The 20,711-nt window shown below is 70.8% G+C and carries 20 protein-coding genes; 8 read left to right on the forward strand and 12 right to left on the reverse strand.

The window, feature by feature from the left end:
- Window positions 1–112 precede the first annotated feature (112 nt).
- Window positions 113–967, reverse strand: a complete 855-nt coding sequence (locus tag ACFVXC_RS32905; RefSeq protein ID WP_389912842.1) for a sulfurtransferase — start codon at window positions 965–967, stop codon at window positions 113–115.
- A 339-nt stretch (window positions 968–1,306) separates the two neighbouring features.
- On the opposite strand from ACFVXC_RS32905, the gene ACFVXC_RS32910 reads away from it, so the two are divergent.
- The 5 genes from ACFVXC_RS32910 to ACFVXC_RS32930 all read left to right on the forward strand — a co-directional run bounded on the left by ACFVXC_RS32910 (window position 1,307) and on the right by ACFVXC_RS32930 (window position 7,120).
- Complete coding sequence (locus ACFVXC_RS32910) at window positions 1,307–2,125, forward strand: VOC family protein (protein ID WP_389912845.1); 819 nt, start codon at window positions 1,307–1,309, stop codon at window positions 2,123–2,125.
- Window positions 2,126–2,346: 221 nt separating this feature from the next.
- Window positions 2,347–2,589: a hypothetical protein gene (locus ACFVXC_RS32915; RefSeq protein WP_389912848.1), complete on the forward strand. Its 243-nt coding sequence runs from the start codon at window positions 2,347–2,349 to the stop codon at window positions 2,587–2,589.
- Window positions 2,586–4,910 (forward strand): TOMM precursor leader peptide-binding protein, encoded by a 2,325-nt coding sequence (locus ACFVXC_RS32920; protein WP_389912851.1) that lies wholly within the window; start codon window positions 2,586–2,588, stop codon window positions 4,908–4,910. The genes ACFVXC_RS32915 and ACFVXC_RS32920 overlap by 4 nt, the downstream gene beginning before the upstream one ends.
- A gap of 375 nt (window positions 4,911–5,285) precedes the next feature.
- Entirely contained in the window at window positions 5,286–6,353 is a 1,068-nt protein-coding gene (locus ACFVXC_RS32925) for a sensor histidine kinase (RefSeq protein WP_389912853.1), read from the forward strand.
- A gap of 158 nt (window positions 6,354–6,511) precedes the next feature.
- Window positions 6,512–7,120: a DNA-binding response regulator gene (locus ACFVXC_RS32930; RefSeq protein ID WP_389912856.1), complete on the forward strand. Its 609-nt coding sequence runs from the start codon at window positions 6,512–6,514 to the stop codon at window positions 7,118–7,120.
- 99 nt (window positions 7,121–7,219) lie between these two features.
- Here ACFVXC_RS32930 and ACFVXC_RS32935 read toward each other — a convergent pair whose 3' ends face one another.
- Window positions 7,220–7,843, reverse strand: coding sequence for an NADH oxidase (locus ACFVXC_RS32935; protein ID WP_389912858.1), 624 nt, complete (start codon window positions 7,841–7,843; stop codon window positions 7,220–7,222).
- A 244-nt stretch (window positions 7,844–8,087) separates the two neighbouring features.
- Here ACFVXC_RS32935 and ACFVXC_RS32940 point away from each other — a divergent pair, with 244 nt between their 5' ends.
- From ACFVXC_RS32940 to fdxA, 3 genes are read left to right on the forward strand one after another with little or no spacing between them, the layout of a single operon-like run.
- Window positions 8,088–9,992: a 2-oxoacid:acceptor oxidoreductase subunit alpha gene (locus ACFVXC_RS32940; protein WP_389912860.1), complete on the forward strand. Its 1,905-nt coding sequence runs from the start codon at window positions 8,088–8,090 to the stop codon at window positions 9,990–9,992.
- Window positions 9,982–11,061 (forward strand): 2-oxoacid:ferredoxin oxidoreductase subunit beta, encoded by a 1,080-nt coding sequence (locus tag ACFVXC_RS32945; protein ID WP_389912863.1) that lies wholly within the window; start codon window positions 9,982–9,984, stop codon window positions 11,059–11,061. The genes ACFVXC_RS32940 and ACFVXC_RS32945 overlap by 11 nt, the downstream gene beginning before the upstream one ends.
- Window positions 11,058–11,381 carry a ferredoxin gene (gene fdxA / locus ACFVXC_RS32950; RefSeq protein ID WP_389912866.1) on the forward strand — a complete coding sequence of 108 codons (324 nt, stop codon included), beginning with the start codon at window positions 11,058–11,060 and terminating at the stop codon, window positions 11,379–11,381. Before ACFVXC_RS32945 ends, fdxA begins: the two co-directional genes overlap by 4 nt.
- A gap of 159 nt (window positions 11,382–11,540) precedes the next feature.
- Here fdxA and ACFVXC_RS32955 read toward each other — a convergent pair whose 3' ends face one another.
- The 10 genes from ACFVXC_RS32955 to ACFVXC_RS33000 all read right to left on the reverse strand — a co-directional run bounded on the left by ACFVXC_RS32955 (window position 11,541) and on the right by ACFVXC_RS33000 (window position 20,679).
- Entirely contained in the window at window positions 11,541–12,530 is a 990-nt protein-coding gene (locus tag ACFVXC_RS32955; protein ID WP_389912869.1) for an alpha/beta fold hydrolase, read from the reverse strand.
- Complete coding sequence (locus tag ACFVXC_RS32960) at window positions 12,527–12,715, reverse strand: hypothetical protein (protein ID WP_389912871.1); 189 nt, start codon at window positions 12,713–12,715, stop codon at window positions 12,527–12,529. The genes ACFVXC_RS32955 and ACFVXC_RS32960 overlap by 4 nt, the downstream gene beginning before the upstream one ends.
- Window positions 12,712–13,833 (reverse strand): alpha/beta hydrolase, encoded by a 1,122-nt coding sequence (locus ACFVXC_RS32965; protein WP_389912874.1) that lies wholly within the window; start codon window positions 13,831–13,833, stop codon window positions 12,712–12,714. The genes ACFVXC_RS32960 and ACFVXC_RS32965 overlap by 4 nt, the downstream gene beginning before the upstream one ends.
- A 14-nt stretch (window positions 13,834–13,847) precedes the next feature.
- Window positions 13,848–14,315, reverse strand: coding sequence for a DUF4260 family protein (locus ACFVXC_RS32970; protein ID WP_389912877.1), 468 nt, complete (start codon window positions 14,313–14,315; stop codon window positions 13,848–13,850).
- 97 nt (window positions 14,316–14,412) lie between these two features.
- On the reverse strand, window positions 14,413–15,240 hold the full coding sequence (locus tag ACFVXC_RS32975) for a 4'-phosphopantetheinyl transferase family protein (protein WP_389912880.1): 828 nt from the start codon (window positions 15,238–15,240) through the stop codon (window positions 14,413–14,415).
- On the reverse strand, window positions 15,197–16,078 hold the full coding sequence (locus ACFVXC_RS32980) for a 2-oxo acid dehydrogenase subunit E2 (protein ID WP_389912883.1): 882 nt from the start codon (window positions 16,076–16,078) through the stop codon (window positions 15,197–15,199). The genes ACFVXC_RS32975 and ACFVXC_RS32980 overlap by 44 nt, the downstream gene beginning before the upstream one ends.
- Window positions 16,075–16,320: a phosphopantetheine-binding protein gene (locus ACFVXC_RS32985; RefSeq protein WP_389912886.1), complete on the reverse strand. Its 246-nt coding sequence runs from the start codon at window positions 16,318–16,320 to the stop codon at window positions 16,075–16,077. The genes ACFVXC_RS32980 and ACFVXC_RS32985 overlap by 4 nt, the downstream gene beginning before the upstream one ends.
- The gene (locus ACFVXC_RS32990) at window positions 16,317–17,360 is read right to left on the reverse strand and encodes a 3-oxoacyl-ACP synthase III family protein (protein ID WP_389912888.1); all 1,044 of its coding nucleotides are present in this window, start codon (window positions 17,358–17,360) and stop codon (window positions 16,317–16,319) included. Before ACFVXC_RS32990 ends, ACFVXC_RS32985 begins: the two co-directional genes overlap by 4 nt.
- Window positions 17,357–20,398 (reverse strand): type I polyketide synthase, encoded by a 3,042-nt coding sequence (locus ACFVXC_RS32995; RefSeq protein ID WP_389912890.1) that lies wholly within the window; start codon window positions 20,396–20,398, stop codon window positions 17,357–17,359. The genes ACFVXC_RS32990 and ACFVXC_RS32995 overlap by 4 nt, the downstream gene beginning before the upstream one ends.
- Window positions 20,398–20,679, reverse strand: a complete 282-nt coding sequence (locus ACFVXC_RS33000) for an acyl carrier protein (protein ID WP_389912893.1) — start codon at window positions 20,677–20,679, stop codon at window positions 20,398–20,400. The genes ACFVXC_RS32995 and ACFVXC_RS33000 overlap by 1 nt, the downstream gene beginning before the upstream one ends.
- Between the last annotated feature and the right edge of the window lie 32 nt (window positions 20,680–20,711).

Genomic DNA, 20,711 nt, shown 5'->3' on the forward strand with positions numbered 1-20,711 from the left:
CCTTTTTTTTTCTGTTGGGGGGGGTGTTTTTTTGTAAAACCCCCCGCGGGGCACCGGGCGGGGGGCCCCGCCCGGGGGGGGGGGGGGCCCCCCACGACGCGTATGCCGCCCGCTACTGCGGGTCCGGGCCCTTGGCCACCGGACGTGACTCGTCCGACGACCACTGGGACCACGAGCCGACGTACAGCGACGCCGGGATCCCCGCCACCGCGAGCGCGAGCACCTCGTGGGCCCCGGACACACCGGAGCCGCAGTAGACGCCGACCTCGGACGTGTCGGACGCGCCCAGGGAGTTGAAGCGGTCCGCGAGCTCGGCGGCAGGGCGGAAGGTGCCGTCCGCCGTGACGTTCTCCGTGGTCGGCGCGGAGACCGCGCCCGGGATGTGGCCGCCGACGCGGTCGATCGGCTCGACGTCACCGCGGTAGCGCTCGGCCGCGCGGGCGTCCAGAAGCAGCCCGGAGCGGGCAAGGGCAGCCGCGGCGTCCGCGTCGAGGAGGTCCTTGGTGTTCGTCTCGGGGACGAACGAACCCTCGGTCGCCGGGTGCTCGTCCCCCGCCTCCAGCGGACCGCTCCACGCCGAGAGCCCGCCGTCGAGCACGCGCACCGAGGAATGCCCCGTCCAGCGCAGCAGCCACCAGGCGCGTGCGGCGGCCCAGCCCTGCCCGCCGTCGTACACGACCACGTCCCGGTCCGCACGGACCCCGGCCGCCCGCATCACCGCTCCGAAGCGCTTCACGTCCGGCAGGGGATGCCGTCCGGCCGAGCCCGCCTCACCCGCGAGATCGGCGTCCAGGTCGACGAAGACGGCGCCCGGGATGTGGCCCTTCTCGTACTCGGCCCGCCCGTCGAAGGCGGGGGCGCCCGCCGCCTTCGCGATGCTCAGCTGCCAGCGGATGTCCAGGAGTACCGGCGGGTTCTCGCCCGCCAAGTCGCTCGCGAGTTCGGATGCGGAGATGATGGCATTCATGGGCCCATCCTTGCGTACGAGGTGGCCGCCTCGGTCAGGTCCGGCTAGCCTGCTCCGCCGGAGACCGCCGAACCCATTGCGTACACGGTCGGGCACACCGTGTACTTGTTGATGACACCACGCACTTCATGACGACATCACCGAGCAATCGCGCGTTAACGGATGAGAAACGGCAAACCGGGCATCCTCTGAGCGGAGCCGGGCCACGCGGCGCGGCCAGGGCGCGCGGTGCCGCAGGTGGTGCAAGCATCTGCACGGGCGGGCAGACGCGCGACATGGGTACGCGCGTTCGAAAGCGGAGCCGAGCGGCCACCACGACGGGCCGAGGAGAGAGTAACGATGACGGAGGTACGGGGGTCGACGGGCCGGCATGACGGCTCGGAGGCCGTCGGCCGCGCGCCCGGCACACCCACCTGGGTGAGCCTGATGGCGCATGGCCTGGCCACGACCCAGGAGTTCTACGGAGCTTTGTTCGGCTGGGAGTTCCGGCCCGGCCCGGAGCAGCTCGGGCCCTACGTACGGGCACTGCTCGACGGTCACGAGGTCGCCGGGATCGGCCAGCTGCCTCCCGACCACCACCTGCCGATCGCCTGGACGCCTTACCTGGCGTCGGAGGACGTGAACGCGACCGCCGATGCCGTGCGGCACTGCTGCGGCACGATCGGCGTCGGCCCGCTGGACGCGGGTACGGCCGGACGTCTCGCCATCGGGGTGGACCCCGCGGGCGCGGTCTTCGGCATCTGGCAGGCGGCGGAGCACCTGGGCGGCGAGCTGGTCGGGCAGGCCGGAGCGCCCGCCTGGAACGAACTGGTGACGACGGAGACGGCGGACGTCGTCAAGTTCTACGAAGCGGTCTTCGGGTACACCGAAGAGGCGGTCGTCCCGTCCGAGTCCGAGACCGAGACCGACTACGTCACGTTCCAGGTCGACGGCCGACCGGTGGCCGCGGTGCACGGCGTGGGTCAGGACCTGCCGCGGGACCGGGGGCCGCACTGGATGACGTACTTCGAAGTCGTCGACGTGGACGCCTCGGTGAAGCGGGTCACGGAACTCGGCGGGCACGTCATCGAGGCCGCTCGGGCGGGCATCCATGGGCGGGTGGCCACGGTCGCCGACCCGGAGGGCGCGGTCTTCGCGCTTGTGCGGTCGAATTCCTGACACTCGTACGGTCGGGTCCCTGACACTCGTACGGTCGGGTCCCTGACACTCGTACGGTCGGGTCCCTGACAAGGGGTATTTAGCGCCACGTGCTGGCCAGAATCTCACTGTGAGAACTTCACACCTCAGCCGTGAGGGGGCCACTGTTTCCGGCCTCTTTCGCACACGAGTATGACGTGCCACAGAGCAAGTCCGGATCGGCACGAAAGGGCAATACGTTCATGACCCTTGTCATGCAGCACCGTTTCGAGCCCGTACAGCAGCACGCCGCCCCGTGCACCAGGCCGCAGCGTCCGCGCCTGGTGATCGAGAACCTGAGCGACGCGCTGGGTCCGGGCGTCGCCCTGGCCTCCATCTGCACCATCGCCGAACCGCCCGCTCCGAAGACCCCCGCTCCCCAGGCGCCCGGCACCGAGCCGGCCGAGAACCGTCACCCGGAAGTGCGCGGGTGGCTCACGGCATGAATCTCACCGGGGGGTGGAAGGCCCGTCCGTCGCTGGGGAGCGACCGGACGGGCGTCGGATTCAAGCTTCATCTGCGCCCGGTCGTCGTACCGGGAGAAGCCACATATCTGGTGTCGCGGCTCGGTGTGACCGCTCTGCGCGGCGAACACGCCGAGCTTCTGGTGCCGTTGCTCGACGGCACCCGCGATCTGGCAGGCGTCCTGCGCGACGCCGCACCGGGACTCGACTCCGAGTCCGTCCTGCGGTCGCTCGACGACCTCACGACGGCCGGGCTGCTGCGCCTCCACCCGCTCACCGTGCCGTCCGCTCCGGCGGACGGCACGGTGAGCGCGGCGGCCGAGGCCTACTGGGATCTGGCCGGACTCGACGGCGGGGCGGCGGCCGCCCGGCTGCGGAGCGCGTCGCTCCGTCTTGAAGTGCTCGACGACATCGATCCAGAAGCGGTCCGCACGGCCTGCCGGGCCTCCGGACTCGCCCTCGCCCCCGAGGGGGGCGCCGCCGACCTCACTCTGGTCCTGTGCGACGACTACCTCGCGCCGCGGCTGCGCGACCTGGACACCGCGCACCGCGCGCAGGGCACACCGTGGCTGATCGCCCGGATCTGTGGCGCGGAGCCCTGGGTCGGCCCGGTCTTCCGGCCGGACGGCGGGCCCTGCTGGACCTGCCTGGGGTCCCGGCTCTCCGGGCACCGGCGCGCCGAGGGCCCGGTGCGGCGCGCGCTCGGCATCGACGGACCGCCGACCAGGCCCGCCGCCTCGCTCACCGCGGGCCGCTCCATCGCCCTGAACCTGGCCGTCCTGGAGGCGGCGAAGTGGCTCGCCGGGGTCCGGGACGACTCCCAGGGGCAGCTCCACACCTGGGACACCCTCCGGATGCGGGGCCGCACCCACCGGGTGGACCGGCGTACGCAGTGCCCCGTCTGCGGCGACCCCGGCACCGTGGCCGCGTGGGTCGAACGGCCCTTCGTCCCCGCCCCGCGCCCCAAAGCCCCATCGGCGGCGGGCGGCGGGCACCGCGCGCTGACCCCCGAGCAGATGCTGGCCAGGCACAGCCACCTCATCGACCCGGTGACCGGCATCATCAAAGAGATCCGCCGCGCGCCACGCACCCCGGAGGGGCTCAACTCCTGCATATCCGGGCCCAATCTGGCCATGAGCGCACACACGCTCGGCGGACTGCGGGCCGGGCTGCGCGCACTGAGCGGCGGGAAAGGGCTCACCGAGACGGAAGCGCGGGTCAGCGCCCTGTGTGAGGCCGTGGAGCGCTACAGCGGAACCCGGCACGGCGATGAGCCCGTGGTGCGCGACACCTACCGCGGCCTCGGCTCCGAAGCCGTGCACCCGTACGCCTGCCAGCTCTACGACGAGCGGCAGTTCCGCGACCGGGAGCGCTGGAACGCCCGGTTCTCCAGCTTCCAGTACGTGCCGCGGCCCTTCGCCGAGGACCGGCCGACGGAGTGGACACCCGTGTGGTCGCTGACCTCCGGCACCCGCCGCCTGCTGCCCACCTCGATGCTCTACTTCACCCATGGCGAGCCGACTTCGGACGGCCTGTACGCCGATTCCAACGGCAACGCGGCGGGCAGCAGCCGCGAAGACGCCCTGATCCAGGGCTTCTTGGAGCTGGTCGAGCGGGACGCGGTGGCCCTGTGGTGGTACAACCGCACCCGCCAACCGGCGGTCGACATCGACGCGTTCACCGAGCCGTACGCCGATCGGATCCGCACGGCCTGCGCCGGCCTGCGCCGCGAGCTCTGGGTGCTCGACCTCACGTCGGACCTCGGCATCCCGGTCTTCGCCGCCCTGTCCCGGCGCACCGACAAGCCCGCCGAGGACGTGATCTTCGGGTTCGGGGCGCACTTCGACCCGCGGGTGGCGATGCGCCGGGCCCTGTCGGAGCTCGGCCAGCTGCTGCCCACCGTGTGCGACGCACGGGCGGACGGCACCGGCTACGCGCTCACGGATCCCGAGCCGCTCGGCTGGTGGCGCCGGGCCACGATCGCCAACCAGCCCTATCTGCGGCCCGATCGGCGGCTGCCCGCGCGCGCCCCGGAGCACTGGAGTTACGTCCACCGCACCGATCTCCTCGACGACGTGACCGCCATCACCGCACTGGTGCGGGACCGGGGGATGGAGCTCCTCGTGCTCGACCAGAGCAGACCGGACCTTGAAGTTCCGGTCGTGAAGGTAGTGGTACCGGGCATGCGTCATTTCTGGGCACGGTTCGCCCCCGGACGGCTCTTCGACGCACCCGTGGCCCTGGGCCGGCTCGACTCACCGACCGCGTACGAAGAGTTGAATCCCGTTCCGCTCTTCGTCTGACCAGGCACTTGTACCGGAACTCCGGCCAGCGAACGCTGCCTTGAAAAGCGACTTTTGAGTACTCATGCGAACTCTTACGCGGTTGTCATGGCCTTCACATATCATCCGCAGACAGACGCGCACAGTTGCGAGAAGAGGTCGCGAACGGTGGTCAACCAGGATCGGTTCGACATCGCTGACAGAAGCAACGGTGAGCGCGAGAGGGGCGATGGGGTGCCCGGGGCCGGGGCCGGGTCACCACTGCCCGGGACCGGGGCCGGGTCACCACTGCCCGGGACCGGGGCCGGGTCACCACCGCCGGAGAGCCGGTCGCCACGGCCGGAGAAACACAGCCGGGATCTGCCGGCCCCCCGGGTGGCCCACGTCATCCTGGTGATGGCACTGCTCAGCTACACCGTCGTCACCATGCTCAACATCCTGGGCGCGGACATGCCGGGGCCACAGGAGGGCGTCGCCCTGGTGTCGCTCGCGGCCATTCTCGCCCTGCAGTTCAGACACTCGGCGCCCGGTGCCAACCGGGCGCCGCTGTGGCAGCGCTGCCTCACCCTGACCGTGCAGGCGCTCCTCACCTACCTGCCCTTGTTCATCTTCAGCGCCGAATGGGGCGCCATGGCGGGGTTCCTCGCCGGGTCGCTGCTGCTCCTGCTGCCGTCCCGCATCGCCTGGAGTCTCTACGCGGTGGTCGGGGCGAGCCTCTCGCTGCCCGCCGCCCTGGAAGGCCGGTCGGTGCTCGTCGTCGTGTACCTCTGCCAGTCGACGCTGCTGACCGGCCTGGTCACGTACGGGCTCTCCCGGCTGAGCGAGCTGGTCAAGGAGGTGCACATGGCCCGCGACGAGCTGACCCACATGGCCGTGACCGAGGAACGGCTGCGCTTCGCACGGGACTTGCACGACCTGCTCGGCTTCAGTCTCTCCGCCATCACGCTGAAGAGCGAGCTCATCCACCGGCTCATACCGCAGCATCCGCAGCGCGCCAGAGAAGAAGTCCAGGATGTCCTGTCCGTGGCGCGCGACGCGCTGGCCGATGTGCGCCGAGTGGCCCGGGGGTTTCAGGACATGTCCCTTGAACAGGAGATCAGTTCGGCCCGCTCGGTGCTGAACGCGGCCGACATCGGGACGAACGTACGGGTCTCGCTCGGCAGCGTCGGTACACAGACGTCCTCGGTCCTCGCGGCGGTCCTCAGGGAAGCGGTGACGAACGTACTGAGGCACAGCAAGGCGGACAACTGCAGCATCGAAGCAGTTCAACTGGACGGCAGTGTCCAGCTGTTGGTCGCCAACGACGGGGCCGACCCGGATCATCACGAGCACTCTCCGCACGGTGGCAGCGGCCTGATGAACCTGGAGACGAGGGTGCGGGCGATCGGTGGAGAGGTGAAGGCCGGGCGGGTCGACGGCAGCCGGTTCCGCCTGCTGGTCGTGGTCCCGGCCGGGCAGAATTAGCACGACAGGACACGACGGGACACGACAGGACAACCCGACAGGACAGCCCGACAGGACACCTTTCCCGGCCGTTGAACGCGCAGGGCTCCACCGCATAGTCGGTTCTGACCGCCCAGTTGATAGAATCCGGCCGGAATTCGCTGATTACGGGGGGGGCCGTGATTCGGATACTGCTGGCTGAGGACATGCACATGGTCCGCGGCGCGCTGGTCGCGCTGCTCAATCTCGAGGCCGATCTCGACGTGGTCGCCGAAGTCGAGCGGGGGGACCAGATCGTCGCCATGGCCCTCGAGACCAAACCCGACGTGGCGGTCATCGACATCGACCTGCCGGGCCTCGACGGCCTGACGGCCGCGACCCATCTGCGGGAGCGGATGCCGGAGTGCCGCACGCTCATCCTCACCAGTCTCGGCCGACCGGGCACGCTGCGCCGGGCGCTCGCCGCGCATGTGTCGGGCTATCTCCTCAAGGACGCCCCGCCCAAGGAGTTGGCGGAAGCGGTGCGGCGGGTCGCCGCGGGCCACCGTGCCGTCGACGCGCAGCTGGCGCTTGCCGCCTGGGGCGGCGCCGAGAACCCGCTGACGGAGCGGGAGAACGAGGTGCTCAAGCTGGCCTCGCAGGGGGCGGAGGCACCCGAGATCGCATCCCGGATGCATCTGACGACCGGCACGGTCCGCAACTACCTGACGACGGTCGTCTCCAAGCTCAACGCCCGCAACCGCGTCGACGCGATCCGCATCGCCCGCGATTCCGGCTGGTTGTACTGAGGCCGCCGGTCTGAGCACCGCCGGTCTGAGCGTCCCCGGACGGAGTGTGCCCGGACGGAGTGTGCCCGGACCGAGTGTGCCCGGACCGAGTGTGCCGGTCTAGGAATCCGCTCCGGAGGCCGGTGGGTGCACCGGCTTGGCCATGCCCGCCGCCACCAGGTAGCGCAGGATGCCGTCCGTCACTTCGGGGTGCAGCGGCAGAGCCTCGGTGGCGGCGTCCGGTGTGACGGGCCAGGCGAGCATGCCGACCACCCAGACCGCCTCCGGGCGGTGCAGCACCACCCTGTGCAGTGAGGCGGCCGACTCGAGCGCGACCCCCGCGGCGTCCAGCGTCACCCTGACGTCCCGGGGCAGCCGGATCTCGTCCTCGGCCTCGAGCTCGTCGGGGGAGAACGTCGCGAGGCGGGACTCGGGAGACACCGAGAGGAGAGGCCCCTTCAGGTCGTCGAGGCCCAGGGTGCGCACCGTCAGGTGGGAGAGCCGGCTCAGCGTGGGCAGGAGCAGCAGGTAGACGCTGCCCTCCGGGTTCGCCTTGGCGTTGGCGGGCAGAACAGGGCCCAGCTCCATGCGGCGCAGCGCCTCGCGGACGATCGGATCGGGGTCGATGAGCTCCTCCGTGCCGAACCGGCCCGTGAGCACCACCGCGTCACCGGTGGTCTCCACGACGACATCCTCGCTCAGCGACCACAGGTGCAGCGGCTGCCTACCGACAGGATTCGGCACGGCGAGCCCCCTTCCAATGGGTGGTCGGCCACCGAGTATCCGGCAGCCGGACAGCGCGGAGACAGCCACGGTTTCATAGCCCGCACATGAAGATCTCATAGGTGATCGGCAAGTTCCGGTCTCCCCCGGATTTCTCCCGTCCGCTTGCCGCTTAGCCCGGTCGCAAGGACCCCTCCCTACCGTTCGCGACAGTCAGCCCACTGCGTCCACGTCTAATCCATGTCTACGGGAAGGGGGACGGCCGGTGGCCGTTCATACAGTGGAGAGCAACGAGTCCCCACACTCCGGGAGCAAGGATGTCCGCCGTCTGGACCGGGTGATCATCCGCTTCGCGGGTGACTCGGGTGACGGCATGCAGCTCACCGGCGACCGGTTCACCTCCGAGACGGCGTCCTTCGGCAACGACCTCTCGACGCTGCCGAACTTCCCCGCCGAAATCCGGGCCCCCGCGGGCACGTTGCTCGGAGTCTCCAGCTTCCAGCTGCATTTCGCCGATCACGACATCCTCACGCCGGGCGACGCCCCGAACGTCCTTGTCGCGATGAACCCGGCCGCCCTGAAGGCCAACATCGACGATGTGCCGCGCGGTGCGGAGATCATCGTCAACACCGACGAGTTCACCTCGCGGGCGCTGCAGAAGGTCGGCTACGCCTCAAACCCCCTGGAGGGCAACGCACTTGACGCCTACCAGGTGCATCCCGTTCCGCTGACGGCGCTCACGGTCGAGGCACTGAAGTCCCACGGCCTTTCGCGCAAGGACGCGGACCGGTGCAAGAACATGTTCGCGCTGGGGCTGCTGTCGTGGATGTATCACCGGCCGACCGAGGGCACGGAGAGGTTCCTGCGGGCGAAGTTCGCCAAGAAGCCGGACATCGCCGAGGCGAACGTGACGGCGTTCAGGGCGGGTTGGAACTTCGGTGAGACGACGGAGGACTTCGCGGTCTCCTACGAGGTCGCCCCGGCCACCGAGGCGTTCCCGGCCGGCACCTACCGCAACATCTCCGGGAATCTCGCGCTGTCCTACGGGTTGATCGCGGCCGGTCGGCAGACGGGGCTGCCCCTGTTCCTGGGTGCGTATCCGATCACTCCGGCCTCCGACATCCTGCACGAGCTGAGCAAGCACAAGAACTTCGGGGTGCGCACCTTCCAGGCCGAGGACGAGATCGCCGCGATCGGCGCCGCCCTCGGCGCCGCGTTCGGCGGTTCGCTGGCCGTCACGTCCAACTCCGGGCCCGGTGTGGCGCTGAAGTCGGAGACGATCGGGCTCGCGGTGTCGCTGGAGCTGCCGCTGCTGATCGTGGACGTCCAGCGCGGCGGGCCGAGCACGGGGCTGCCGACCAAGACCGAGCAGGCGGATCTTCTGCAGGCGATGTATGGGCGCAACGGTGAGGCGCCGGTACCGATCGTGGCGCCGAAGACCCCGGCCGACTGCTTCGACGCGGCGATCGAGGCGGCCCGCATCGCGGTCACCTACCGCACACCCGTCTTCCTTTTGAGCGACGGTTATCTGGCCAACGGCTCCGAGCCCTGGCGCGTACCTCAGGTCGACGCACTGCCCGAAATGCTGGTGCAGTTCCCGCAAGGGCCCAACCACGTCCTGGACGACGGGAGTGAGGTGTTCTGGCCCTACAAGCGTGATCCGCGGACCCTGGCCCGCCCCTGGGCGATTCCCGGTACGCCGGGTCTTGAGCACCGGATCGGCGGGATCGAGAAGCAGGACGGTACGGGCAACATCTCCTACGATCCGGCCAACCACGATTTCATGGTCCGCACCCGCCAGGCCAAGATCGACAATATCGACGTGCCGGATCTGGAGGCCGACGACCCCGGCGGCGACGCCACGCTCCTCGTCCTGGGCTGGGGCTCGACGTACGGACCCATCACCGCGGCCGTACGGCGCCTGCGCCGCCAGGGACAGTCCATCGCCCAGGCCCACCTGCGCCACCTCAACCCCTTCCCGGCAAATCTGGGCGAGGTACTGCGTTCCTACGACCGCGTGGTGATCCCCGAGATGAACCTCGGCCAGCTCGCCCTGCTCCTGCGCGGGACCTACCTGGCCGACGTGGTCTCGCACACGCAGGTCAACGGGATGCCGTTCAAGGCCGAGCAGCTCGCCGCCGTACTCCAGGAGGCCCTCCATGCCCACTGAGGCACTCACTCTCATTCCCAGGTCCGAAGTACCCCTGACGGCAAAGGACTTCAAGTCCGACCAGGAGGTGCGCTGGTGCCCCGGCTGCGGGGACTACGCCGTGCTGGCGGCCGTGCAGGGCTTCATGCCCGAACTCGGCCTGGCCAGGGAGAACATCGTCTTCGTCTCCGGCATCGGCTGCAGCTCCCGCTTCCCGTACTACATGAACACCTACGGGATGCACTCCATCCACGGCCGCGCCCCCGCCATCGCCACCGGACTCGCCTCTTCCAGGCAGGACCTGTCCGTGTGGGTGGTGACCGGGGACGGCGACGCGCTGTCCATCGGCGGCAACCATCTCATCCACGCCCTGCGCCGCAACGTGAACCTGAAGATCCTCCTGTTCAACAACCGGATCTACGGCCTCACCAAGGGCCAGTACTCCCCCACCTCCGAAGTCGGGAAGATCACCAAGTCGACGCCGATGGGCTCCCTCGACGCACCCTTCAACCCCGTCTCCCTGGCCATCGGCGCCGAAGCGTCGTTCGTGGCACGGACCGTGGACTCCGACCGCAAACACCTCACCAGCGTGCTGCGCCAGGCCGCCGAACACCCCGGCACCGCCCTGGTGGAGATCTACCAGAACTGCAACATCTTCAACGACGGCGCCTTCGAAGTCCTCAAGGACAAACAACAGGCCGAAGAAGCCGTCATCCGCCTCGAACACGGCCAGCCCATCCGCTTCGGAGCACCCCAGGACAACGGCTCCGGCTCCGGCTCCAAGGGTGTCGTACGCGACCCGGCCACCGGCGACCTCAAAGTCGTCCCCGTCACCCCCGAGACCGAGCCACAGATCCTCATCCACGACGCACACTCCACCTCACCCACCCAGGCCTTCGCACTCTCCCGCCTCGCCGACCCCGACACCCTGCACCACACCCCCATCGGCGTCTTCCGCAACATCGAACGCCCGGTCTACGACACCCTCATGTCCGACCAACTCGACACCGCCATCGAACAGAACGGCAAAGGCGACCTCGCCGCACTCCTCGCCGGAGGCGACACCTGGACCGTGGAGCGATCCTCATGACCTACGTCATCGCCCAGCCCTGCGTCGATCTCAAGGACAAGGCCTGCGTCGACGAATGCCCCGTCGACTGCATCTACGAGGGTCCCCGCAAGATGTACATCAACCCCGATGAATGCGTCGACTGCGGTGCCTGCGAACCCGTATGCCCGGTCGAGGCCATCTTCTACGAGGACTCGATGCCGTCCGAGTGGGCCGGATACGCCACCGCCGACCAGGAAATCTTCGCCTCGGGCGAGGTGAGCGGCGGGGCCGGCGCCGCGGGGCCGCTGCCCGCCGACCACCCCGTCGTCTCGGCGGAGCCCGTCAAGGAGCCCAACTGACGCGCTGATCGACCCCCTTGCGCGGTACGACGCGAGCGGCCCTTCACCCCGATGGATCAGGGGGGAAGGGCCGCTCGGCGTGAGGCAGTGGGGCTGTTGGGCTGTTGGGCTGTTGGGCTGTTGGGCTGTAGGGCTGTAGGGCAGCCGGAGGAGGTGCGGTCAGGCGGAGCGCGGGAAGGTGCCCGGGGTCTGCTGCCGCGTACCGCGCACCGAGGGGTGGCGGCTGCGCAGCATCCGTCGCCACTGCTCGGCGCTGTACTGAGCCGGTTCCGTGGTGGCGATGAAGTCCCGCAGGACGTTCTCGAAGCGCTGCGGGTCCGTACGGAACGGGAAGTGGCCTGCCTCCTCGAAGATCTCAAGGCGGCTGCCGGGCATGGCCACGTGGCCGAGTCCGGCGTGCGTGGGGGGCACCACCTGGTCGCGGCCTCCCCACACCAGCATCGTGGGCATTCCCCCGGCCAGATAGCAGCGGTCGAGCATCGTGCCGACCTGGCCGCGCCAGTCGACGACGGCCCGCAGCGTCCTGATGAAGGCGCTGCGCGAGGTGCCGTCGGGCAGCGCGTCCACCACCCGCAGCAGGTCGGGTGCGTCCACCCCGAGGCCGGTGTCCAGGAGCCTCAACGCCTTGACCGCGATGCCGAGTTGGGTGCGCATCGTCGGGAGACCGAGGGCCATCAGGAGCAGTTCGGCGCCGGGCAGCGTCGCCGCGCGCAGCAGCGGCGTCACCTGGCGGCTGATCCCGCCGGTGCCGACGAGCACGAGCCGCTCGCACCGCTCGGGGAACTGATAGGCGAACTGCATGGCGACCGCGCCGCCGAGCGAGTGCCCCACCAGTGTGACCCGTTCGATGCCGAGCACGCCGAGCAGGTCCCGCATCCCGTTGGCGTACGCGGCCAGCGAGTAGTCGGCACGGGGCTTGTCGGAGGCGCCGTGACCGAGCAGGTCCGGGGCCAGGACCCGGTAGTTCCGCGCGAGTCCCGGCATGATGTCGCGCCAGGTGTCGGAGGAGTCGCCGATGCCGTGGATCAGCAGGATCGCCCGGCCCTTGCCGGCCATCCGGAAGGCCCGCCGGTGGCCGTGCACAGTGCGATACCGCATCCGGATGGCCGAGCTGTTGCCGCGCTGCTCGGAGCCGCTGTGCGAGGTCATGGTGTGCTGCCTCCCTCGGGGGCACGGTGACGCCGCTCGCCCGGCCGCTCACCGGGCGGCCGGAAGGCCGCGGCGGGCCGGTGGTGGACGGTGGTCAGATCGCTTTCGGTCACGCCGAGCGAGGCGAGACTCTGCCAGGGCCGGACCGTTCGGGACGTACGCGAGGGCTTCGACGAGTCCGTCATGACGGGACCCCTCCTCGGGTGGGCCGGTCGGATCGCGAGGACCCGGCGGGCCGGGCGGACCCGACGGACCGGCCGGGCCGGATGGTGGCGCGGACGCGCTCGGCGAGGCGTCGGCGCAGCAGAGAGGAGAACAGCCAGCGCCGCATCGCGCCCAGATGTGCGGGAGAGCCGTGCACGTCGTCGAAGACCTTGAAGCGGGCGTCCTCGGCGAACCGGCGCAGGAGGTCCTGTTCCCCGGCGGGGATGATCTCGTCCCGGCTGCTCGCCACGTACCGGACGGGGACCCGCACGGCGTGCAGCTCCTGCGGGGTGAGCGCGAACCGCGGCAGGAGGGCGCGGAGTTCGGCGGTGGTGGCGACGCCGGTGAGGCGGCGCAGGGTGTCCGCGGTGATGCCGGGCACCCGCGGCCACCACTCCGGGTCGCAGAAGAACTCGGACACGGGGGCGCCCACGGTGAGGATCTGGCGCACGCGGCGATCCCGTGCGGCAGCACGCAGCGCGAGATGGCCGCTGAAGCTGAGCGCGAGCATCGAGGTGTCGTCCACCGCCGCACGGCCGGAGAGCCGATCCATCAGGAACGTCAGCATCCGCCAGGAGTCGGGGGCGTAGGGAAGGGTGTTCTCGCCGACGCCGGGCAGCTCGGTGACGACGGTCGCGAAGCCCAGCTTGCGCAGCACCGGCAGGAGCGGCGCCCACTGCTCCTTCACGCTGACGATGCCGCCCATCACCACCAGGAGCGGTCGTGGGCGTGGCGCGTCGAGCCCGGACGCCCAGCAGCTGAACGTACCGTCCGGGTGCTTGAACTCAAGGCGTTCGATGCCCTGTTGGCCCTTGCGCCAGCGGTCGAAGGTGTCCACGCAGAGCCGCTGGGCCAGGACCCTGTCGTCGTCCGCGTGGTACGGGAAGCGGGCGAGGGCGTAGTGCCTGCAGGCGTCCAGGAGGTCGCCGCGGCCCGCCGCGGCCGTGCCCTCCGCCGTCCACACGGCGGCCCAGGACGCCGGGTCGCCCGCCGTGTCGTTGTCGATCCGTGCCAGCACCCCGGCGGCGTGGCCGGGCGCCATGCCCTGGCCGCGGGCGTGCAGGCTGGCGAATTCCTTGAGCTCTTGAAGATGGTCCATGACTCCCCGTTCCGTCAGTGGATGGCACCGTCAGGGCGCCGGAAGCCGAAGCCGAAGGCACGGTCCACCGCGATGTGTGTGGTCCAGCCGAGCCCCGCGAGCAGCAGTGGCCGGTTCGCCGTGAGAACACCCGCCGCGACGACGGCGCCCGCCAGGCGCGGGTCGTGCAGGGTGTTGTAGAAGCGGACCGAGTCGGGCGAGAGGCGGCCGGGTCCCGCCGGCGGCGTCGCGCCCCGGTGGAAGAGGGCGACGTCAGGGGCGATGAGCGCGGTCCAGAAGGTCCATCCCACCGCCCCGCCGAGCGCGAGCCCGGTGCCGAACGCGGCGGCTCCGGTGACCGCGCTGAGCGCCCGCCCGGTGGTGGTGCGCCAGGTCCAGCGGTCCGCCGGGACGGGGGTCGGTGGAGCCGGGGCACCGGCGGCCGGCGCGTGCGCCGCCGTCGTCTGGGGGTGGGATTCCATCACCCGGAGATCGGCCTTCATGGAGCGTCTCCTCTCGCGGTCACCTGCGCGGCTTATCGGGTCTGCCGCCAGTGTTCCCGCGGGTGCTTGGGGCCCGCTTGTACGCGTCCGGGCCCCGTCACCACCAGTCGCCGGCCTCGTCCTCCTGCGTCTCGTCCTCGCCGAGCACCTCGGCGAGCGCGTCCATGATTCCCGCGTCGAGGGCGGTGCCCGCCGCCGTGTCGTCCGTGGGGCCGAACCCGGCGTCGCCGACGGCCACACTGACGGTGTACTTGCCGTCGATCTCGTACGTACGGAAGGTCCACTCGCCGTCCGAGCCGGGGCTGCCGTCGGGGCGCAGCACATCGGTGGACGTGCCGTCGGTCCGGAAGCCGAAGTTGGTGAAGCGGAACTGCATGCCGAGGCCGATCGCCTTGCTGTACGCCTCCTTCAGTGTCCAGAGGCGGACGAGCGCCGGGTCGCGTTTCTCCGGATCCATCGCCTCGATCTCCGCGGCCTCGTGCGGGGTGCACATGTGCCGGTCGAGTCCCGGCCCGTACAGCTTGCGGTCGGCGCTCTCCGCGTCGACGCCGATGACGCCGCCGGTGGCGAGGCCCACGAGGAGCAGGTCGTCGGTGTGACTGAGGCTGATGTGCACGCCGTCGTAGCCGCGCAGATAGGGCCGTCCGGTGTGCGTGTAGCCCAACTCGACGGACTGCGGCGGTACATGGAGCGCCGCCGCGGCGGCGAACTTGAGCAGCACCCGGGACGAGGCGAACCTGGTCCGCACGTCCGGGTGCGTCAACTCCAGGAAGCGCGCCCAGTCCCGGCCGAGCAGGGCCCGCAGGCGGGGCCCCCTCGCCTCCTCCGGTCGCCAGTCGCCCAGGCGGGCGTAGAGGATCGTGCAGGCGTGCCGGTCCAGGTCAGCGCGGACTCTGCTCCAGTCCCCGCCGGGTCCCGTGATCACGATCGGCTCCCCGATGGTCCGCAGGGCTGGTCTGCCCGCTGGAGCCGTCATCAAAGGCCTCCATGGTGTGGTGGAGATCGGTCAGCAGATCGGCTGCCGTCCCGCCGTCGATCACCCGGTGGTCGAAGGTCAGGCCGAGCCGGAGCATGGGGGCGGCGGCCACGGAACCGTCCGCTCGGACCACGGGCCGCTGCGCCACCCGCCCCGCGCACAGGGTGACGGCGGTGCCGCCCGCCGAGTGGAAGCCGTCCACCGAGCTGTGCCCGAGTGAACTCACCGAGACGGTGCCGAAGACGGCGGGCCGCTTCCCCGGGTCGCGCAGGGCCGCCGCGAACGCGGTGCGGGCCAGTGGCAACGGGAGGCGTCCGAGCATCCGGACGCCCTTGAACTCGGGCAGTTCGGCGGCGTCCTGCCCCCGGTAGCGGTCGACCTGCTGCTGTATCTCACGCAGCCCGGCCCGCTCCAGGTTCGGTACCAGGGCGGACAGGACGGTCCGCTCGCCCTCCACCTTGCGGTCGAGGGCGAGTTTCGCGGTCACCCCCTCGAAGCGCACGATGCGGGGCGCGCGCAACATCCCCGGCCAGCCCGGTGCCATCACCGCGTTGGCCTCGGGGTGCCGCTCCAGGGCGCGGCCCGCCGCGAACAGCAGATACGTCACGTACGAGTAGCGCAGGCCGCGGGCCCGGGCTTGGGACCGGTGCTCCTGGATCCGCGTCATGTCGATGTCGGTGTCCAGGTGCACCGGGCGCTGGCCGGCCGCCCACTCCAGGAAGAACAGGGTGTGCCGACGGCGCCGCTCCACGACGGTGCGCGCCCCGAGCGCCGTGGCCTTGCTCATGCCGGCACCGCCAGGTCGTAGATCTCCTTCAGGCTGCGGGCCTCGAGGATCTTGCCGACGGGGACGCCGTGTCCGGTGGCGACTTCCAGGGCGGTCACCAGTTTGAGCAGGTAGAGGGAGTCCCATTCGGGAAGTTCGTCGAAGTCCGCCGTCACCTGTTCGGGCTCCAGGGGCATGCCGATCTCGTCGCGGACGAGTCGGGTGAACGCGTCGAGGGTGAAGGTGCTCGCAGGGCTGCTCATATCTTCTCCAGGGCGAATCCGGCCTTGATCCATTTGCTTGACTCGACGGCGACCGCCAGGGCCTTCTCGCCCGGGGACATCTCGCCGAGGAGCTTCTCCATCTGCAGGAAGGGCAGGGCGTTGCCGTTGTTGCCGGTGTCGGCGACGCAGGACACCTCGCGCGCGGTCGGCAGACCGAGCTCCTCGGTGATACGGCGCGTCATACGGCCCGACAGCTGCGGCGGCAGCAGGTAGTCCAGGTCATCCGCCTCCCAGTCGAGTTCACCGAGGAGTTCCCAGAGGATCTCCACGGCCATCACCGGCACGCCCTCCTCGATGGCCTTGTAGTCCTCGGTGAGCGCCTGCCGGTCGTCGTGGCGGTCGGCGAGCCCGAACCACTCGATCACCTGCCCCGCCTTGCGGCCCAGGCCCGTGAACCGGTTGAGGACATGGCGTACCGCGACCCGCTGCCCGGCGGGCTCGGACGTGAGCACGGCGGCGCCGGCCCCGTCCCCGAACAGCACGAAGTTGACCAGGTCGCTGGGGGCCGCGTCGGACAGGTCGCGCCGCACGTCGAGGTGTTTGCTGCACACGTCGCCACCGATGACCAGGCCGGTGCGGTACTGCCCCGAGGCGATCATGGTCTGGGCCAGACTGAGCGCCTGCACGGCACCCGCGCAGCCCGACTGCAGCTGGAAGGTGGGCACTTGGTCGATGCCGAGCTGGTCGGCGACGTCGTTGACCGTGGCCGGCATCAGGGTGTCGGGCGTCGCGGTGCCGAGCACGATGAAATCGATGTCGGAGGCGTCGACGCCGTCCGCGTACAGGGCCTTCTCGGCGGCGCGGGCACACAGGTCGGCGAGGGACCAGCGGACCTCGCCGGTGGCCAGGTCGCGGGCGAAGTGCCGGGTCTTGGTGCCGATGAAGACCTCGATCCACTCCTCGTTGACGCCGAGCATCTTGGCGAGCGACGCGTTGTCCACCGGGTCGCCGGGCAGGGCGGTGCCGATGGACGCGATGTAGGCGGTCGGTGTGGTCTCGGTCTGCGGTTCCTGGCTCATGCCGTCCTCTCTTCGTGGCCGGGTGCGGCGGCGTCGATCTCGTGGAGAAAGCTGACGAGGTCACCGATGGTGGCGAGCCGCGGCAGCAGATCCTGGACGCTCACCGAGTCGAGCCCGGTGAGCCGTTCGTCCAGACGGGTCTTGAGCTCCATGACCATCACGGAGTCGAAACCGAGGTCTTCGTAGAGCCGCAGTTCCGGGGTGAGTTCGTCGGAGCTGTAGCCGCCGACCTGCCCGACGGCCTCCATGGCGGCGAGCGCCACCGGCCCATCGGCCTTGCCGCGGCTGACATTGAGTACGGCGACGGCCCCTGACTGAGGCTCCTGGGTCGCCCGGCCACGCTCCGGCTCGGTGACCTCAAGGACCGGCGCGACGGATCGGGGCGCGGCGCCGCGCGAGGGGACCCGCGCCGCCCAGTAGCGGTGCTGATCGGAGAAGGCGTACGACGCCAGCTGCTGCGGTACGCGGTCCCGCTCCTCGTACACGGCGTCCCAGTCCGGGTCGACGCCGCCGCGGTAGAGCGCTGCCAGGGCGTCGGCCAGGTCCTGCCCGCCCGAGTCCTCGGCGGGCACCGGCGTGACGTGGGTGGGCTCCGAGCCGGGCCGCGCACCACCGAGGGCGCGGACCATCCGGGACAGGACGGGACGTGGCCCTGTCTCCACCAGATGGCTCGCCCCGTCGGCGAGCAGGGCGGCCGCCGCGTCGGCGAACAGCACCGGGGCACCGATGTGTTCCGTCCAGTACGCCGCGTCCATCGCCTCCCCGTCGAGGACGCGACCGCGCACCGTGGAGTACACCGGAGTCTCGGGCACCCCGCCGCCGACCTCGTCGGCCAGCGCCGCGAAGCGTTCGACGACCGGCTCCATGAGCGGCGAGTGGAAGGCGTGCGAGACCTGGAGCCTGCGGGTGCGCACGCCGTCCGCGGTCAGTTCGGCCTCGACGCGTTCCAGGGCGGCCAGATCGCCGGAGAGGACGGTGGCCTGCGGGCCGTTGACGGCGGCGATGCCCACCAGCGGCTCCGCGGCAATCCGCTCCTCGAGCGACTCGCGCGCGGCCCGCACCGACAACATGCCGCCGCCGTCGGGCAGTTCCTGCATCAGGGCGCCCCGCGCCGCGATCAGCCGCGCCGCGCCGTCCAACGGGAGAGCCCGGGCGAGGACGGCCGCCGCGTATTCGCCGACGCTGTGCCCGAGGAGCATGTCGGGCCGCACGCCGAGCGCGTCGAGGGTGCGCCCCATGGCGTACTCGACGGCGAACAGGGCGGGCTGGGTCCACCGGGTCCGGTGGACGGCGTCGATGTCATCGGATCTGCCGAGGATCAGATCGCGTACGGAGCTGCCCGTGTGCGGCAGGAGCGCGGCGTCGGCCTCGTCGAGGAAGGACCGGTACAGGGCCGAGTCCCGGTAGAGGCCCGCCGTCATCGCCGGGTACTGGGAGCCCTGCCCGGTGTACAGGAACGCCGTCCTCGGGCGGCCCGCGGGCGCCGCGGTGAGGCGGGCGAGCAGGTCGTCGTCCGCTGCGGCCTCCCGCAGCCGGGTCACCAGCTGCGGCGTGTCCACGGCGGAGACGGCGAACCGGTAGCGGTGGCCGCCCTTGACGTGGTTGCTGGTCCAGCCGAGAGCCCCCACCGGCACCCGCCGTGCCGCGGCGGCGTCCGCCTGGGCCAGCAGGTTGCGCCGCAGCGAGTTCACGCCCGGCGCGGTGAGGGTGAACACGGCGGCGGCGAGCCCGCCGGGCGCGCCCGACGGCTGCGGCGGCCTGCCCGCCGCGGCGGGGGCGCTCTCCAGCACGGCATGTGCGTTCGTGCCGCCCATACCGAAGCTGCTGAGTCCGGCGACGACGCCCGTCGCGGGCAGCCGGAGCGGCGCCTTCAGGAGCCGGAGCCCGCGCTCGCGAAGCTTCAGGCCGGGGTTCTCCTTGGCGGCGAACCTGCTCGCGGGCACGACCCGGTGGTGCAGGGCGAGGGCGACCTTGATGAGGCCCGCGATGCCCGCTGCGCCCTCGGTGTGCCCCAGGTTGCCCTTCACCGAGCCGAGCGCCATCGGCTTGCCCTCGCGCCCGGCGTGATGGTGGCCCAGGGCCTTGATCTCCATCATGTCGCCGAGCGCCGTGCCGGTGCCGTGCCCTTCCGTGAAGGTGACGTCGGACGCCTCGACCCCGGCCCTGCGGTAGGCCGCGGCGAGCACGTCCTGCTGCGCCCAGCGGTTGGGCGCCGTGATGCCGTTGGAGCGCCCGTCCTGATTGACGGCGGTGCCCCGGATCACCGCGTACACGCGCTGTCCGTCGGCGACCGCGTCCTTGAGCCTGCGCAGCACGACGACGCCGACGCCCTCGCCGCGACCGATGCCGTCGGCGTCCGCGCTGAACGGCTTGCAGCGGCCGTCCGGCGCCGAGAGGCCCGCCTGCGTGTAGAAGATCGAGAGGGCCGGGGTGAGCGCGACGTTGACACCCCCCGCGAGCGCGACGTCGCTCTCCTCGGACAACAGGGAGTTGACCGCCAGGTGCACGGCCACGAGCGACGACGAGCAGGCGGTGTCGACGGCGAGCGAGGGCCCCTTGAGGTCCAGGTGGTAGGAGACCCGGTTGGCGGTCATGCAGTAGCCGTTGCCGGAGCCGATCTGCGCGGTGACGTTGTCGTAGTCGGTCAGGTGGAGCTGCGCCCACTCGTTGCCCATGATGCCGACGAAGACGCCGGTGGCCGATCCGGCGAGGCGGTGCGGGGCGATCCCGGCGTCCTCGACGGCACGCCAGGCGCACTGCAGGAGCAGCCGCTGCTGCGGGTCCATGGCTGCCGCCTCGCGCGGCGAGATGGTGAAGAACTCGTTGTCGAACGCGTCGGGGTCGCTGACGAAGCCGCCCTCGGTGGTGTTCGTGTGCCCCGGTGAACCGGCGGCCGAGTGGAACTCCTTGGCCTCCCACCGCAGCCGGGGCACCTCCCCCACACCGTCTCCCGAGCGCAACAGCAGGTCCCAGTAGGCGCGGGTGTCCGGCGCCCCCGGGAACCTGCAATCGATGCCGACGATGGCGATGGGTTCCATCAGCTGGAGCCGCCTTCCACGGCCGCGAACTCCGCGAGGAGGTGGTCGGCGAGCGCGTGCACCGTCGGGTAGTCCCAGGCGGCGGTGGGTTCGAGGACGAAGTCGAAGTCCTCCTCGATGTCGCCGCACAGGCCGAAGGCGGCCACCGAGTCGAGGCCGTACTCGGCAAGCGGGACGGCCGCGTCGATCTCGGACGGCTGTCGCTTGAGGTACAGGGCGATGCGCTCGGTCAACCAGCCGGTGAGCGACTCACGGGTGTGTCCGGCGAGGGAAGCGGGCATGGTGCACTCCTTGGTTCAGCGATGAGTTGCTC

The organism is Streptomyces sp. NPDC058257 (genome assembly GCF_042881845.1).
In the GTDB taxonomy this organism is placed as follows: Bacteria; Actinomycetota; Actinomycetes; order Streptomycetales; family Streptomycetaceae; genus Streptomyces.